Origin of the sequence: Streptomyces sp. So13.3 (assembly GCF_005860785.2) — a bacterium.
Lineage (GTDB): Bacteria > Actinomycetota > Actinomycetes > Streptomycetales > Streptomycetaceae > Actinacidiphila > Actinacidiphila fildesensis.
Genome location: NZ_CP048835.1, coordinates 808,747 through 824,761, shown reverse-complemented (window position 1 = coordinate 824,761; position 16,015 = coordinate 808,747). Strand labels below are relative to the sequence as shown.

Below are 16,015 nucleotides of genomic sequence, written 5' to 3'. Positions count from 1 at the left end.
CTCCCATGTCGACGCCGCAGCTCAACCCCGCTCAACCCGTCCTCCGGATGACCGGCATCACCAAGGAGTTCGCCGGCGTCCGGGCCCTTTCCGGAGTCGGCCTCGACCTGTATCCCGGTGAGGTGCACGCCCTGATGGGCGAGAACGGCGCCGGGAAGTCCACCCTCATCAAGGTGCTGACCGGAGTGCACGAGGCCGAAGCCGGGACCGTCACGCTGGACGGTGTCCCGGTCCGGTTCGCCGGGCCGCTACAGGCGCAGCAGGCCGGGATCAGCACCGTGTACCAGGAGGTCAACCTCTGCCCCAACCTGTCGGTCGCGGAGAACATCTTCCTCGGCCGCGAGCCCCGCAGGCTCGGCCGCATCATGTGGTCGGAACTGCGCCGGCGGGCCCGTGACCTGCTGTCCGGGCTCGACCTGGAGATCGACGTCCGCGCACCGCTGGACACCCTCCCGCTCGCCCTGCAGCAGATGGTCGCCATCGCCCGCGCCGTGGACATCCGGGCGAAGGTGCTGATCCTCGACGAACCCACCTCCAGCCTGGACCGCGAGGAGGTGGCCCAGCTGTTCACGGTGATCCGCCGGCTGCGCGGCGAGGGCGTGGCGATCCTGTTCGTGACGCACTTCCTGGACCAGGTCTACGACGTCTCCGACCGGATCACCGTGCTGCGTGACGGCCGTCTCGTCGGTGAGTACCGCACCGCGCGCCTGCCGCAGATCGAGCTGGTGTCGGCGATGCTCGGGCAGGAACTCGGTGAACTCACCGACCGGGGACGGGGCGACCGCGAGCGCCCGGCCGGGACCCCGTTCGCCGAGGCGCACGGACTCGGACGTAAGGGCGCCATCGCTCCGTTCGACCTCGCTGTGCGCCCGGGGGAGGTACTGGGCCTGGCCGGGCTGCTCGGCGCGGGGCGCTCGGAGACCGCCCGGCTGCTGGCCGGCGCGGACCGCGCCGACACCGGGAGGCTCACCGTCGACGGCCGGACCGCCACCCTGCGCAGCCCGCGCGCCGCCAGCCGGCGGGGCATCGCGTTCTGTTCGGAGAACCGCAGGCGCGAGGGCATCATCCCCGATCTGACGGTCCGGGAGAACATCGTCCTGGCCCTGCAGGCCGCCCGCGGCTGGGTCAGAGCGCTCCCCGCCCGCCGGACGGAGGAGCTGGTAACGCACTGGATATCGGCGCTGCACATCCACCCGGCCGACCCGGAGGCGGTCGTCCGCAATCTGAGCGGCGGCAATCAGCAGAAGGTGCTGCTCGCCCGCTGGCTGATCACCGAACCGAAACTGCTGATCCTCGACGAACCGACCCGGGGCATCGACATCGGTGCCAAGGCAGAGATCCAGCGCCTGGTGGCCTCACTCGCGGCGGACGGCATGGCGGTCGTCTATGTCTCCGCCGAACTCGAAGAGGTGCTGAGCCTGTCCGACACCGTCGCGGTTCTGCGCGACCGCGAGCTCGTGGCGACCCTGCCCAACACCGCCGAACTCACCCTGGACCGGCTGATGGAGACCATCGCGACCGGAGGGACCCACTGATGCCGCCCACCGTCGCCAGGCTGGCCGGCCACCGGCTGTTCTGGCCTCTCGCGCTGCTGGCCGCCCTGCTGGTGACCAACGTCGCCTATACCCCCGACTTCTTCTCGATCCAGATCCGTGACGGCCATCTCTTCGGCAGTCTTGTCGACATCCTGCGGCTCGGCTCCCCGCTGCTGCTGGTCGCCCTCGGTATGACCCTGGTCATCGCCATCGGCGGGATCGACCTGTCGGTCGGCGCCGTGGTCGCCATCTCCGGAGCCGTCGCCTGCCTGAACATCAGCGACCTCGCCGACCAGCAGAGTGTGGGTGGTGTCGTCGTCGCGGTACTGCTGGCGCTCGGCGTGTGCGTCGCTCTGGGGGTGTGGAACGGCGTGCTGGTCGCCGGGATCGGCATGCAGCCGATCATCGCCACCCTGATCCTGATGGTGGCGGGGCGCGGCGTCGCACAGATGATCACCAGCGGCCGGATCGTCACCGTCAACAGCGAGCCCTACCACCTGATCGGGGGCGGGTACGAACTCGGTCTCCCCCTCTCCGTGGTGATCGCCGCGGCGGTGCTCGTACTGACCGGCCTCGTCGTCCGGCGCACCGCACTCGGGCTGCTGCTCGAATCGGTCGGCGGAAACCGGGAGGCCAGCCGGCTGGTCGGCATCCGGGCCCGCGGCCTCACGATCGCGGTCTACGCGTTCTGTGCGCTGTGCGCGGCCGGCGCCGGACTGATGGTCAGCTCCAACGTGGCCGCCGCCGACGGGAACAACGCGGGCCTGTGGATCGAGCTCGACGCGATCCTCGCCGTGGTCATCGGCGGGACCTCACTCACCGGGGGCCGTTTCCACCTCGGCGGGACCGCCATCGGCGCCCTCGTCATCCAGACGCTCTCCACCACGGTCTACACCGTCGGGGTGCCGCCCGAGTCGACGCTGGTGTTCAAGGCGCTGGTCGTCATGGCGGTCTGTCTGCTGCAGTCCCCGGCGTTCCGCGCCAAGGTGCTGTCGCGCAAACTGCCCCGCCGCTCGGACACGGGCGTCGGCGCACCTGCGGCCGGCACCGCGACGAGCACCGGCAGCTCCCGGAGCAGCACACCGGCCGGCGCCGCCCAGAACCCGAAGGAGGCGACCACCCTATGAGTACGACCCAGTCCCCCGCCGCCGGGCGCGGCGTCCGCACCCTTCTGGCCCAGCACCGCGACTACGTCCCGGTCATGGCCACCGCAGTCCTGTTCGCGCTGACCCTCGAAGCGGGCAACTACCGCTACCTGGACTTCCTGGCCGGCCAGACCATCGCCAACCTCTTCGTGGACAACGCGTTCCTGCTGGTCATCGCCGTCGGCATGACGTTCGTGATCCTCACCGGCGGCATCGATCTCTCGGTCGGAGCCGTCGCCGCGCTCTCCACGATGCTGTGCGCCACGCTCGTCGAGCAGCACGGATGGCCGCCGGCCCTGGTCATCCCACTGGTCCTGGCGGCCGGCGGCCTGATCGGTGGCGCCATGGGCTACGCCATCCACCACTTCGAGGTGCAGCCCTTCATCGCGACACTGGCCGGGATGTTCTTCGCCCGGGGCCTGTGCTACCTGATCAGCACCAACGCGATCCCGATCGACGACCCGGTCTTCACCACCCTGGCGCAGTCCCATGTCACCTTCCCCGGCGGCGTGTTCATCTCCTGGTCGGTGGTCATCGCGCTGGCCGTCGTCGCCGTCGCGTTCCTGACGCTGCACTACACGGGGTTCGGCCGCGCGGTGTACGCGGTCGGCGGCAACGCCCAGTCGGCGCTGCTGATGGGGGTCCCGGTCGGCCGGACGGTGATCCGCGCCTACACCGTCAGCGGGCTGTGCTCGGCCCTGGGCGGAGTGCTGTTCACGCTCTACACGCTGTCCGGGTACAGCCTGCACCTGGTCGGCACGGAGCTCGACGCGATCGCCGCCGTGGTGATCGGCGGGACGATCCTGGCCGGCGGCTCCGGCTACGTCCTGGGCACCCTGCTGGGCGTCCTCGTCCTCGGCGTCATCAAGACCATCATCACCTTTGAAGGCACGCTCAGCTCCTGGTGGACGAAGATCGCGGTCGGCACGCTGCTGTTCGCCTTCGTCCTGCTGCAGCGCCTGATGACGTCCCGCCGACGCGCCTGACATTTCGTCAGCGCGCTTGAGCGGCCGGACGACGAGTGGCCGCACGGCCGCGCGGTCCTGGCCCGCGCGGTCGTGCGGCACGGGGACGAACATCCGCCCGCCACCCCGTCGGGCCCAGACCCCACCAGCACGTCCCGCGCCATGGAATCCACCCTTCCCCACCGTTCAAGGGAGACCCATGCACTTCACCAGATCCCTTCTGCCACGCCGCCATCACCGGCAACGGCTGCGTACCGCTGCCGTCCTCGCCACGAGCGCGGCGCTCCTCACCGTCGCGTTCGTCCCCCTCGCGGCCACCCCCGCGGCAGCCGACACCGCCCTCGCCGGACACTGGGCCCTGGACGAGGCCACCGGCAGCACGGCGGCCGACGACTCGAGTGGCGCCCACCCGGGCAGCCTCGGGGCCGGAGCCACCCACGTGGCTGGACAGGTGGGAGCCGGGAGCGTCGCGACGAACGGCACCGGCACCGGCACCATCGACCTCGGTGCCCCGATCGTCGACACCTCCGCCTCGTTCAGTGTCTCCGCCTGGGTGAAGCTCAATAACACCGACGGTTACCAGACCGCCGTCAGCATCGACGGCAGTGAGGTCAGCGGCTTCTACCTCGGACTGCGTGGCGACACCGGGACGTTCGCCTTCGCCCGGCTGCCCTCCGACACCCCCGGGGCGGCCGCCGTCGCAGCCGCCGTCGACACTCCGGCCGTCGGTACCTGGTACCACCTCACCGGGGTCCAGGACGCCGCGGCCGGCACGCTCGCGCTCTACGTCAACGGCACGTTGCAGACGACCGTCGCGTACACCGCCCCGTGGAAGGCCGCCGGGCACGCGGTGGTCGGTCGCGGCAAATACGCCGGCACTCCGGTGGACTTCCTCAACGGAGGCGTGGACGACCTGCGGTTCTACACGGGGGCGCTCGCCGCGTCCGCGGTGACCGCACTGGACCAGCGCGCGCACTGGGCGTTCGAAGCGGGCACCGGAACCACCGCCGCGGACGACTCCGGCCACGGCCACCCCCTCACCCTGGGCGCGACGGCCGCGTGGACCACCGGCAGGACCGGTGGCCATGCGCTGCGGTCCAACGGGACCGCCGCCTCGTCCGCGACCGCCGCCACCGCCGCGACGGACACCTCGCAGCCGTTCTCGGTCTCGGCCTGGGTCAAGCTCAACACCCTCACCGGGTATCAGACCTTCGTGAGCGCGGACGGGACCGCCGTCTCCGGCTTCTATCTACAACTGCGGGGCGACACCGGAAAGTTCGCCTTCACTCGGTTGGCGTCGGACAGCTCCACGGCCACCGCGCGCCACGCCGACGCGACGGCCGCGCCCAGCACCGGCACCTGGTACCACCTCACCGGCGTCAGCGACAACGCGTCCGGTCAACTGAGGCTGTACGTCAACGGCATCCTGCAGTCCACGGTCGCCTACGCCACTCCGTGGAAGGCGTCCGCGGGCACAGCGGTCGGCCGCGGCAGGTTCAACGGCAACCCGGCCGACTTCGCCGACGCCACCATCGACGACGTGGTGATCCACGACCATCCGGTCACCGCTCCCGAGCTGGAGACGATCCTCGGCCAGGGCAACGGCACCCTCTCCGTCGACGCGGGCACCGCCGCGCACGCACTGCCCAGTGACTTCTTCGGCCTGATGACCGAGGACATCAACCACTCGGGCGAGGGCGGCCTGTACGGCGAACTGCTGCAGAACCGCTCCCTGATGGCCAGTAGCAACCCGGACTCGTGGTCCGCCGTCAGCTCCACCGTCGGCTCGGCGAGCATCGCGCTGGACACGGCGAACCCGCTCAACACCGCGCTGACCCGCTCGCTGAAGGTCTCCCTGGCCAAGGCCACGGCCGGCAACCGGGCCGGGGTCGCCAACGGCGGCTTCTGGGGCATCCCCGTCAAGCCGTCCACCATCTACACCGCCTCGCTGTACGCCAAGGCCGCCCCCGGCTTCACCGGTCCGCTCAAGCTCTCCCTGGAGAGCACCGCGGGCACGCCGTACGCGACGGCCACCATCCCCGCCCTGACGAGCGGCTGGAAGAAGTACACCGTCACCCTGAAGACCGCGGCCGGCGCTCCCACCAGCTCCACCAACCGCTTCGTGCTCTCCTCGGAGAGCGCGACGGGAGCCACCTTGTGGCTGAGCAACGTCTCGCTCTTCCCGCCCACCTACAACAACCGCCCCAACGGCCTGCGGGTCGATCTGATGGAGAGGATGAAGGCCCTCAAGCCCTCCTTCATCCGGCTGCCGGGCGGCAACTACCTCGAGGGCAACACGGTCGCCGAACGCTTCGACTGGAAGAAGACCCTCGGCGCGACCGAGAGCCGGCCGGGCCACCAGGACCCTTGGGGCTACTGGTCCACGGACGGCCTCGGCCTACTGGAATACCTCGAGTGGTGCGAGGACCTCGGCGCCCGGCCCGTCCTCGGGGTCTACGCCGGCTACTCCCTGCAGCACGACGTCGTCCCGCTGGACCAGCTCACCCCGTACGTCCAGGACGCCCTGGACGAGATCCAGTACATCACCGGCGACGTGACGACGAAGTGGGGTGCCAGGCGCGCCGCCGACGGGCATCCCGCGCCGTTCTCCCTCCAGTACGTCGAGGTCGGCAACGAGGACTGGTTCGACACCACCGGCAGTTACGACGGCGCCAACGGCCGCTACGCACAGTTCCACGATGCCATCAGGGCCGCCTACCCGGCGCTCAAGCTGATCGCCACCACCGCCGTCTCCGCGCGCACTCCCGATGTCCTGGACCTGCACAACTACCGCTCGCCCGGCTGGTTCAACGCGAACGCCAACGCCTACGACACCTACTCGCGGAGCGGCCCGAAGGTGTTCGAGGGGGAGTGGGCCTCCCAGGTCGGCCGGCCGACCCCGACACTGGCGGGCGCGATCGGTGACGCCTCCTGGCTCACCAATCTGCAGCGCAATTCCGATGTGGTGGCGATGGAGGCGTACGCCCCGCTGCTGGCCAATGTGAACAGCGTGCAGTGGAACACCAACCTGATCGCCTTCGACGCCTCGACCAGCTACAGCTCTCCCAGCGCCTACGTCCAGCAGATGATGGCCGCCGCCCACGGCGACCAGATCCTGGCCGCCTCGTACAGCGGCACCAGCACCGTCAACCAGGTGGTCAGCCGCTCGTCCAGCACCGGGAAGTACTACGTCACGGTCGTGAACCCGGGCGGCAATCCGCAGTCGATCACCGTCCGCCTGACGGGCGCCGGCGCGGCCGTCCCGACCACCGGCACCGCCGTCACGCTGACCTCCGCCCATCCGTCCGACACCAACACCATCACCGACCCCCGGCACGTCGCCCCGGTCACGACCGCGGTGACCGGCCTGGGAGCCACCTTCACCCGCACTTTCCCCGCCAACTCGGTCACCCAACTCACCATCGGCTGACCGGCCGAACGTCAGCGCGGCGTCGGCCGGCCTTCCCCGGCCGGCCGACGCCCGGGTGCGGGATCAGTTCTGTTCAAAGCATTGACGGACCTCCGGCGCGGCTCTACCTTTCATCGCGTCGTACTTCGTACGTCATATATGAGACGCGATACCTGAGATCTGAGAGCGCACATGACCTTTGCTCCCGCCCCGATCCCCTCCCGGACGCAGTACGTGCTGGAGGCGATCAAGCACGGCATCCTCACCGGGCAGTTGAGTCCTGGACAGCCACTCGTCGAGGCCGATCTGGCGGCGCAGTTCGGTGTCTCGAAGACCCCCGTGCGCGAGGCGCTCAAGACGCTGGCCGGTACCGGGCTCGTCGTGATGAGCCAGTACAAGGGCGTCACGGTGCGGACCGTGGATGCGGCCATGGCGCGGGAGATCTACGACGTGCGGCTGCTGCTGGAGCCCGAGGCGCTGCGCCGCAGCATCGTCAGGAAGGAGTCGCTCGCGGCGGCGCGGGACGCGCTCGTACGGGCCGAGGGCGCGGAGGACCGGGCCGACCGGAGCCTCGCCAACCGTGACTTCCACCGGGCGCTCTATCTGCCCTGCGGCAACCCGCTCCTGACGCGGATGCTCGACGAGGTGCGTGACCAGGCGGCCCTGGTGTCGACCGTCGCCTGGGCGGCCTCCCCCTCCTGGGAGCAGGAGGCCCGCGAGCACCAGGAGATCCTCCGGACGGCGCTCGCCGGCGACGCGGACGGCGCGGCCGGGCTGCTGCACGCCCACATCTCGGACTTCGTCCGCCGCGCGTTCCCCGACCACGAAGAGACGGGCGCCTGATGGACCGCTCCGAACCGACGCCCCGCTCCGAACCGACGCCCCGCTCCGAACCGACGCCCCGCTCCGAACCGATGGACCGTGCCGCGCTGCGGGCCGCGCTCGCCGATGTCGTCGCGATTCCGGTGACCCCGTTCGACGCCGACGGTGCGATCGACCGGACCGCGTACCGGCTTCTGCTGCGCAGGCTGCTGGACGGCGGCGTCCGGACGCTCACGCCCAACGGGAACACCGGCGAGTTCTACGCGCTGGCCCCCGAGGAGCGCCTCACGGTCGTCGAGGACACGCTCGCCGAGACCGCGCAGCGACCGGCCGTCGTCCTGGTGGGTGTCGGCCACGACGTGCCGACCGCCGTCGCCGCCGCCCGGCACGCGCGTGACCACGGTGCGCGGATGGTGATGGTGCACCAGCCCGTCCATCCCTATGTCTCGCCCGACGGGTGGGTGGACTACCACCGGGCCATCGCCGAGTCCGTCCCCGAACTGGGTGTAGTGCCCTACATCCGCAACCCGCTCCTCGGCGGCGACCGGATGGCACTGCTCGGCGACCTGTGCCCCAACGTGATCGGCGCGAAGTACGCGGTGCCGGACGCCGCCCGCTTCGCGGCCTTCGCGCGCGACGCCGGGCTCGACCGCTTCGTCTGGGTGGCAGGGCTCGCGGAGCTGTACGCGCCCGCCTACTGGGCGATGGGCGCCACCGGTTTCACCTCCGGCCTGGTCAACGTCGCCCCGTCCGTGTCGCTGGGCATGCTGACGGCCCTGCGCGCCGGGGACCATCCGGGAGCGATGAAGGTCTGGGAACAGATCCGCCCCTTCGAGGACCTGCGCGCCGCGCAGCAGTCCGCCAACAACGTCACCGTCGTCAAGGAGGCGCTCGCCGCACTCGGCCTGTGCCGCCGCGAGGTGCGGCCGCCGAGCCGTCAGCTGCCCGACGCGCAGCGCGCCGAGGTCGCGGCGCTCATCAAGGACTGGGCGCTATGAGGAAGTCTCCCGATGAGCTGCGCAGCCACCGGTGGTACGGCACGGACGGGCTGCGCTCGTTCAGCCACCGGGCCCGCACCCGGCAACTCGGCTATCTCCCCGAGGAGCACCTCGGCAAGCCGGTGATCGCGATTCTCAACACCTGGTCCGACATCAACCCCTGCCACTCCCACCTGCGGGAACGTGCTCAGGCGGTCAAGCGCGGGGTGTGGCAGGCGGGCGGTTTCCCACTGGAGTTCCCAGTGTCCACGCTCTCGGAGACCTTCCAGAAGCCGACGCCGATGCTCTACCGCAACCTCCTCGCCATGGAGACCGAGGAACTGCTGCGCTCGTACCCGGTGGACGGCGCCGTCCTGATGGGCGGCTGCGACAAGTCCACCCCGGCGCTGCTGATGGGCGCGGCCAGCATGGACCTGCCGGCCGTCTTCGTCCCGGCCGGACCCATGCTGCCGGGACACTGGCGCAATGAAGTGCTGGGCTCCGGCACGGACATGTGGAAGTACTGGGACGACCGGCGCGCCGGGCTGATCGGCGACGGCGAATTGGCAGAACTGGAGAACGGGCTCGCGCGTTCCCCCGGCCACTGCATGACGATGGGCACCGCCTCGACGCTGACGGCGGCCGCCGAGGCGCTGGGTGTCACGATGCCCGGCGCGTCCTCGATCCCCGCGGTCGACTCGGGTCACGAGCGGATGGCGGCCGCCTCGGGAGCGCGCATCGTCGAGCTGGTGTGGCAGGACCTGAGGCTGTCGCGGATTCTCACCCGTGACGCCTACGAGGACGCGGTCGCCACCGTCCTCGCCCTGGGCGGCTCCACCAATGCCGTGATCCATCTGATCGCGATGGCCGGCCGCTCCGGTGTCGAACTGACCCTCGACGACTTCGACCGCATCGCCCGCACAGTACCGGTGCTGGCGAACCTGCGCCCGGGCGGCCGGTATCTGATGGAGGACTTCCATTTCGCCGGCGGCCTGCCCGGCTTCCTCGCACAGCTGACGGACGTACTGCATCTGGAGCGCCCGACGGTGGCCCACCCCACGCTGCGCGAGCAGCTCGCGGGCGCGCTCGTCCACAACCCGGACGTCATCCGTCCCCGTGGCAACCCGCTGGCGGACGAAGGCGGGCTCGCGGTGCTGCGCGGCAACCTCTGTCCCGACGGCGCCGTCATCAAGCACATCGCCGCCGATCCCCAGCTGCTCAAGCACACCGGCCCGGCCGTGGTCTTCGACGACTACCGGGCGATGCAGTCCACCATCAACGACCCGGGGCTGGGCATCACCGCCGACAGCGTCCTGGTCCTGCGCGGCTCCGGCCCGCTCGGCGGCCCCGGGATGCCCGAGTACGGGATGCTGCCGATTCCCGATCACCTTCTCAAAGAGGGCGTGCGGGACATGGTCCGGATCTCCGACGCCCGGATGAGCGGCACCAGTTACGGGGCCTGCGTGCTGCACATCGCACCCGAGTCGTACGTCGGCGGCCCGCTCGCGCTCGTCCGCACCGGTGATCTGATCACCCTCGACGTGGAGGCCCGACGGCTCCACCTGGAGCTGGACGAACCCGAGTTGGAGCGCCGCCGCGCAGAGTGGCAGCCGCCACCGCCCCGCTTCTCACGCGGCTACGGCGCCCTCTACCAGGAACAGATCACCCAGGCCGACACCGGCTGCGACTTCCGTTTCCTGGCCAGGCCCGGCGAAGTGCCCGAGCCCTACGCGGGCTGAGCGCCCGCCGCAGCCCCCTTCCGCATCGCAACTGCCCCTGACGTTCGCCGTCCGGGACGCCGCACACCATTCAGCAAGCGCTTACCCCGTAGTGAAGGAGTCCCAGTCATGGCCATCGCCGTGGCGAAACCATCCCGGCGGCGCGACCGGCGCCTCCCGTATCTGCTGATAGCCCCGGCAGCCTTGCTGATGCTCGGGTTCATCGCCTACCCGATGATCAGCGTTCTCTACTACAGCCTGCAGGACTACAACGTCACCAAGCCCTGGCGGAACGGCTTCGCCGGTTTCTCCAACTTCACCAGGATCTTCACCGACGACCCGCTGTTCTGGCAGAGCCTGGCCTTCAGCGCCCGATGGGTCGTCGTCGAGGTGGGTCTGCAACTCGCCCTCGGACTGGTGCTGGCACTGCTGGTCAACCAGACCTTCATCGGCCGGGGCATCGCCCGCGCCCTGGTCTTCTCACCCTGGGCGGTCTCCGGCGTTCTGACGACCACCATCTGGATGCTGCTCTACAACCCGTCCACCGGGTTCAGCCGCTATCTCGCCGACGCCGGGATCGGCACCTACGGCACCTCGGTGCTCTCCGACACCGGCACCGTGTTCTGGGCGGCGGTCCTTGCCGAACTCTGGCGCGGCGTCCCCTTCTTCGCGATCCTCATCCTCGCCGACCTCCAGTCCATCCCCAAGGAGCTGTACGAGGCGGCCTTGGTCGACGGCGCGAACCGGTACCGGAAGCTCCTCCACATCACCCTGCCGCACCTGAGGGACGCGATCGTCCTGTCGACGCTGCTGCGCGGGGTCTGGGAGTTCAACAACGTCGACCTCCTGTACACCCTCACCGGCGGCGGACCGGCCGGCCAGACCACCACGCTGCCGCTGTACGTCGCCAACACCGGAGTCGACGGACACGACTTCGGCTACGCGTCGGCGCTGACCACCGTCGCCTTCGTGATCCTCCTCTTCTGCTCGATCCTCTATCTGCGCCTGAGCAAGTTCGGAGGCGACCGCACATGACCGCCGCACTCGCGGAGAAGGGCATCCGAGCGGTGCCTCCCGCTGGTATCACTCCGCCGCGTACCGCCCGGCGGCGGCGCCGCGCGGTGGACGACGGCACGCCTCGCTGGCAGATCTATCTGCCGCTCGGCCTGTACCTGCTGTTCACGCTCGTCCCGTTCTACTGGATGCTGCTGTTCGCGGTGCGGCCGGCAGGGTCGACGTCGCTGGTGCCCTGGCCCGCCACGGGCGAGCACTTCGCGAAGGTGTGGAACGAGCGGTCGTTCGGCATGTACTTCCAGAACAGCATGCTGGTCGGTGTCGCCACCCTGATCACCACCACTGTGGTGGCGCTGTGCGGCGGCTACGCGCTCGCCCGCTTCCGGTTCCGGGGCAAGAGCGCCTTCATGCTGGGGCTGTTGTGTTCGCAGTTCATCCCCGGCGCGCTGATGCTCGTCCCGCTCTTCGAGATCTTCAGGAACCTGCAGCTGATCAACTCACTGTGGAGCGTGATCATCGCGGAGACCGTGTTCCAACTGCCGCTGTCCATCATCCTGATCAGCGGCTTCATCAAGAACGTACCCATGGCGCTGGAGGAGGCCGCCTGGGTGGACGGCTGCTCGCGCTTCCGGGGGTTCTGCGCGGTGGTGCTGCCGGTGCTGCGGCCCGGTCTGATCGCGGTCGGCTCCTTCGCGTTCGTCCACAGCTGGAACCACTTCCTGTTCGCGCTGATGTTCCTCAGCTCGCAGGACAAGCAGACGATCCCGGTCGGCCTCAACACCCTGATCGGCGCCGACAGCGTCGATCTCGGAGCGCTGGCCGCGGGCGGCGTCGTGGCCGCCGTGCCGGTCGTGATCGTCTTCGCCTTCATCCAGAAGTGGCTGATCACAGGCTTCAGCGCCGGCGCGGTCAAGGGGTGAACGGCATACGGGCGATACCCGTCGTACTGGCCGGCGCGCACGGCCACGGGCACTGGCATCTGGACAACCTGCGCAGACTCACCGCCGCCGGGACCGTACGGCTGGCCGGGGTGTGCGACGTGCGGCCGCCGGAGAAGGACCGGCTGGCCGGTCTCGGCACTCCGGCGCAAGGAGCCGACCTGGGGGAGCTGATCGACCGGACGGGCGCCGTCGTCGCGATCGTCTGCACACCGATCCACACCCATGCCGACCTGGCACTGACCGCCGCCGCCCATGGCGCGCACGTGCTGCTGGAGAAGCCCCCGACGCCGTCGTACGCCGAGTACGAACGACTGGTCGCCGGTCTCGAAGCGAGTGGCAGGGCCTGCCAGGTCGGCTTCCAGTCGCTCGGTTCGCAGGGCGTGACCGCGGTGCGCGAACTGATCGCCGACGGCGCGATCGGCCGCGTACGGGGTATCGGAGCGGCAGGCAACTGGGTGCGTGACGAGCAGTACTTCGCACGTGCCGCCTGGTCGGGGCGCCGCACCCTACGGGGTGTCGACGTGGTCGACGGCGTGCTCACCAACCCGCTGGCGCACGCCGTGGCCACCGCACTGCGGCTGGACGGCAGTGATCGTGCCACAGATGTGGCCGCGATCGAGACCGAACTCTTCCGCGCCAACGACATCGAGTCCGATGACACCTCCTGCGTCCGGATCAGGACCGCGCGCGGCACCCGGGTCACCGTCGCCGCCACGCTGTGCGCCGAGACCGCCGCCGAACCGTACATCGCCGTGCACGGCACAAGGGGCCGCATCACCTTCTGGTATAAGCAGGACCGAGTGCTGCTGCAGCGTGCCTCCCGCGGCCCCGAGGAGCGCGTCTTCGCGCGTACCGACCTGCTGGAGAACCTGTTGGCCCACATCGCGCACAGCGAGGAACTGCTCGTCCCGCCGCGCGCCACGGGCGCTTTCATGAAGGTCGTCGAGGCGATCCGTACCGCCGCCGATCCGGTGCCGGTCCCCGGCCGCCTGTGGCGTGCCGTTGCGGGGGAGCGCTCCCAGCGGCGTGTGGTCCCGGGTGTCGACGGCCTGGTCGAAGCCGCCGCGCAGAGGCTCGCGCTCTTCTCGGAACTCGGCGCGCCCTGGGCCGTATCGCAGCAGTCCCGGGAGGTGCGCTGCTGATGACACCTCCCCTCGTACTGCGGTGCGGCGGCCGCGTCGTCGGCCGCTATGTCCACCGGCCCGAACTGGAACAGGAGTTGTCCCCGCGCCCGTATCTGCACCCGGTCCGAACCCTGGGCGGAGTGGCGGTCACCGAGCTGATGCCCGAGGACCACCGTCACCATCTGGGGGTGAGCGTCGCGGTCCCGGACGTGGAAGGCCGCAACTTCTGGGGCGGCCGGACCTTCGTCCGCGGCCGGGGACCCACCGGGCTGGACAACCACGGTGTGCAGCGGCATGGCGGTTGGCTCCGGCGGACGGCCGCCGGCTTCGCCGAGGAACTGTCCTGGACGGCCGACGATCGTGAGCTGCTGTACGAGCGGCGCACCGTCGGCGTCCGGCAGATCGACGACACCGCCTGGGTACTCGACTTCGCCTTCATGCTCACCAACACCACCGGCCGTCCGCTGAGCATCGGCAGCCCGACCACCAACGGCCGGCCCGGCGCGGGATACGGCGGCTTCTTCTGGCGGGCACCGAAGAACGGCCGCCTCCCGCGGGTCTTCAGCGCGGATGCGGACGGTGAGGAGGCGGTGCACGGCCGCCCGGCCGACTGGCTCGCGCTCGCCGGCGACGACTGGACGCTGGTGTTCAGCGGACCGGATCCGTGGTTCGTGCGCACCGACGAGTACCCCGGCGTCGGCTCCTCGCTCGCCGCGCGGGGGCGGCTGACGATGCCGGCGGCGGCCACCGTCACCCGGCGCATCGTGACCGGTATCGCGGACGGGCGGCTCGGCCGTGACGAGGCCGCGGCTCTGGCCCGCGCGATGACCGGCTTCCCGCATCGATCTCTCCAAACCCAGCTCCCTGTAACCCGCCCCCTGAATTCCACAACCGCAGCCCACGACTGAATCCCACAACCGAAAGAGCCGCCATGTCAGAACCGACGAACCCACACCGCAGATCCCGTCTGATCGCCGCCACTGCGCTCATCGCCACCCTCGCACTCACCGCCACCGCGTGCGGCGACTCCGGCACCAAGTCCGGTGACGAGGGCAAGGGCCAGGGGAAGATCGTCTTCTGGGACAACAATGGTGGTGTGCGCACCGCCGTCTGGAAGCAGATCATCGCCGCTTTCGAGAAGAAGAACCCGGACATCAAGGTCGAGTACGTCGGCATCCCGATCGCCGATGTGCAGAAGAAGTACGACACCGCCATCGCGGGCGGTGGGCTGCCCGACGTGGGCGGCGTGGGCACGGCGTATCTGGCCAACATGGTCGCGCAGAACGCCCTGGAGCCGCTCACCGACCGGATCGACGGCAGCGCTCTGAAGGGCAAGCTCGTCACCGGCATGGTCACCAGCGTTCTGGCTGCCGGTGGCGATGCCAAGCAGCTCTATGAGGTGCCGACCTCCGCCAACCAGGGCACGCTGTGGTACCGCACGGATCTGTTCACCGCCGCCGGCCTGCAGCCGCCCACCACCTGGGCTGGTCTGTACGCGGCGGCGGACAAGCTGACGGACGTCGAGAGCAACAAGTTCGGCTTCACGTTGCGCGGTGGGAAGGGCTCGATCGCGCAGGCGCTGGAGATGATGTACGCCCAGTCGGGGATCGACACCTTCTGGAACGGCGACCGGACCACGGTCAACGACCCCAGGAACATCGCCGCGTTGGAGAAGTACGCCGGCCTGTACAAGAAGGCGACTCCCGAGGCCGATCTCAACAACGACTTCGTGAAGATGGTCGCCGAGTTCGACCAGGGCAGCATCGGGATGCTGCAGCACAACCTCGGTTCGTACACCGACCATGTGAAGGCGTTCGGGAAGGACAGGATCGACGGCATCCCGTTGCCGCCGTCCACCGACGGCGGGGTGCGGACGGTCGTGTCCAACCCGGTCGACGGGCTCGGGCTGTTCAAGTCAGGCACGAACAAGGCCGCCGCCTGGAAGTTCATCGAGTTCGCCGCCTCCGCCGAGATGAACAGCCTCTGGAACGAGTCGGCGGGCGCAATCCCGGCCAACACCGGCACCGCGGGGGACAAGTGGATCACTGACGCCAAGCCGACCAAAGCCGCGATGGACTCACTCAACGACCCCAAGACCAAGATCGTGCAGTTCCCCTACTACCTGCCGGACTGGAACAGCATCACCAAGGCCGACTCCGAGCCGGACTTCCAGAAGCTGCTGCTCGGCAAGACCTCGGCCAAGGACTTCGCCGACAAGCTCGCGGACAAGCTCAACGCCGCGCAGGCGGACTACAAGAAGCACAAGAGCTGACGTCCGCGGCGGGGCGGACGCTCCGACCGCCGCCCCGCAGCGGCCCCACCCCCTTCACCGCACCTGGTCCTTCCACCCGTTCACTTCCTTTCA

12 protein-coding genes are annotated in these 16,015 nt (G+C 69.8%); all 12 read left to right on the top strand.

All coding sequences use genetic code 11. The annotated features are described in order from the left end of the window. Positions 1-5 precede the first annotated feature (5 nt). The 12 genes from C8250_RS03875 (at position 6) to C8250_RS03820 (ending at position 15,922) form a co-directional block, all read left to right on the top strand. Positions 6-1,535 (top strand): sugar ABC transporter ATP-binding protein, encoded by a 1,530-nt coding sequence (locus tag C8250_RS03875; RefSeq protein WP_138351581.1) that lies wholly within the window; start codon positions 6-8, stop codon positions 1,533-1,535. Further along, complete coding sequence (locus C8250_RS03870; RefSeq protein ID WP_138351582.1) at positions 1,535-2,662, top strand: ABC transporter permease; 1,128 nt, start codon at positions 1,535-1,537, stop codon at positions 2,660-2,662. Before C8250_RS03875 ends, C8250_RS03870 begins: the two co-directional genes overlap by 1 nt. Further along, on the top strand, positions 2,659-3,666 hold the full coding sequence (gene yjfF, locus C8250_RS03865) for a galactofuranose ABC transporter, permease protein YjfF (RefSeq protein WP_138351583.1): 1,008 nt from the start codon (positions 2,659-2,661) through the stop codon (positions 3,664-3,666). Before C8250_RS03870 ends, yjfF begins: the two co-directional genes overlap by 4 nt. 178 nt (positions 3,667-3,844) lie before the next feature. Further along, complete coding sequence (locus C8250_RS03860) at positions 3,845-7,075, top strand: LamG-like jellyroll fold domain-containing protein (protein WP_138351584.1); 3,231 nt, start codon at positions 3,845-3,847, stop codon at positions 7,073-7,075. A 171-nt stretch (positions 7,076-7,246) separates the two neighbouring features. Beyond that, positions 7,247-7,897, top strand: a complete 651-nt coding sequence (locus C8250_RS03855) for a GntR family transcriptional regulator (protein WP_138351585.1) — start codon at positions 7,247-7,249, stop codon at positions 7,895-7,897. A gap of 71 nt (positions 7,898-7,968) precedes the next feature. Further along, a complete protein-coding gene (locus C8250_RS03850) occupies positions 7,969-8,874 on the top strand; it encodes a dihydrodipicolinate synthase family protein (protein WP_138351634.1) in 906 nt (301 codons plus the stop codon). Beyond that, positions 8,871-10,592, top strand: coding sequence for an L-arabinonate dehydratase (araD, locus tag C8250_RS03845; protein WP_138351586.1), 1,722 nt, complete (start codon positions 8,871-8,873; stop codon positions 10,590-10,592). Before C8250_RS03850 ends, araD begins: the two co-directional genes overlap by 4 nt. A 108-nt stretch (positions 10,593-10,700) precedes the next feature. Beyond that, a complete protein-coding gene (locus C8250_RS03840) occupies positions 10,701-11,606 on the top strand; it encodes a sugar ABC transporter permease (RefSeq protein ID WP_138351587.1) in 906 nt (301 codons plus the stop codon). Continuing rightward, positions 11,603-12,505 carry a carbohydrate ABC transporter permease gene (locus C8250_RS03835; RefSeq protein WP_138351588.1) on the top strand — a complete coding sequence of 301 codons (903 nt, stop codon included), beginning with the start codon at positions 11,603-11,605 and terminating at the stop codon, positions 12,503-12,505. Before C8250_RS03840 ends, C8250_RS03835 begins: the two co-directional genes overlap by 4 nt. Positions 12,506-12,510: 5 nt before the next feature. Next, complete coding sequence (locus C8250_RS03830; RefSeq protein ID WP_138351635.1) at positions 12,511-13,668, top strand: Gfo/Idh/MocA family oxidoreductase; 1,158 nt, start codon at positions 12,511-12,513, stop codon at positions 13,666-13,668. After that, positions 13,668-14,558 carry a PmoA family protein gene (locus C8250_RS03825; RefSeq protein ID WP_138351589.1) on the top strand — a complete coding sequence of 297 codons (891 nt, stop codon included), beginning with the start codon at positions 13,668-13,670 and terminating at the stop codon, positions 14,556-14,558. The genes C8250_RS03830 and C8250_RS03825 overlap by 1 nt, the downstream gene beginning before the upstream one ends. 23 nt (positions 14,559-14,581) lie before the next feature. Next, positions 14,582-15,922, top strand: a complete 1,341-nt coding sequence (locus C8250_RS03820; RefSeq protein WP_138351590.1) for a sugar ABC transporter substrate-binding protein — start codon at positions 14,582-14,584, stop codon at positions 15,920-15,922. Positions 15,923-16,015 lie beyond the last annotated feature (93 nt).

Excerpts from the sequence above, each read along its gene's own strand:
- C8250_RS03855 (WP_138351585.1), top strand. The coding sequence starts at position 7,247 with ATGACCTTTGCTCCCGCCCCGATCCCCTCCCGGACGCAGTACGTGCTG.
- C8250_RS03840 (WP_138351587.1), top strand. The coding sequence starts at position 10,701 with ATGGCCATCGCCGTGGCGAAACCATCCCGGCGGCGCGACCGGCGCCTC.
- C8250_RS03835 (WP_138351588.1), top strand. The coding sequence starts at position 11,603 with ATGACCGCCGCACTCGCGGAGAAGGGCATCCGAGCGGTGCCTCCCGCT.
- araD (WP_138351586.1), top strand. The coding sequence starts at position 8,871 with ATGAGGAAGTCTCCCGATGAGCTGCGCAGCCACCGGTGGTACGGCACG.
- yjfF (WP_138351583.1), top strand. The coding sequence starts at position 2,659 with ATGAGTACGACCCAGTCCCCCGCCGCCGGGCGCGGCGTCCGCACCCTT.
- C8250_RS03875 (WP_138351581.1), top strand. The coding sequence starts at position 6 with ATGTCGACGCCGCAGCTCAACCCCGCTCAACCCGTCCTCCGGATGACC.
- C8250_RS03850 (WP_138351634.1), top strand. The coding sequence starts at position 7,969 with ATGGACCGTGCCGCGCTGCGGGCCGCGCTCGCCGATGTCGTCGCGATT.
- C8250_RS03870 (WP_138351582.1), top strand. The coding sequence starts at position 1,535 with ATGCCGCCCACCGTCGCCAGGCTGGCCGGCCACCGGCTGTTCTGGCCT.
- C8250_RS03825 (WP_138351589.1), top strand. The coding sequence starts at position 13,668 with ATGACACCTCCCCTCGTACTGCGGTGCGGCGGCCGCGTCGTCGGCCGC.
- C8250_RS03820 (WP_138351590.1), top strand. The coding sequence starts at position 14,582 with ATGTCAGAACCGACGAACCCACACCGCAGATCCCGTCTGATCGCCGCC.
- C8250_RS03860 (WP_138351584.1), top strand. The coding sequence starts at position 3,845 with ATGCACTTCACCAGATCCCTTCTGCCACGCCGCCATCACCGGCAACGG.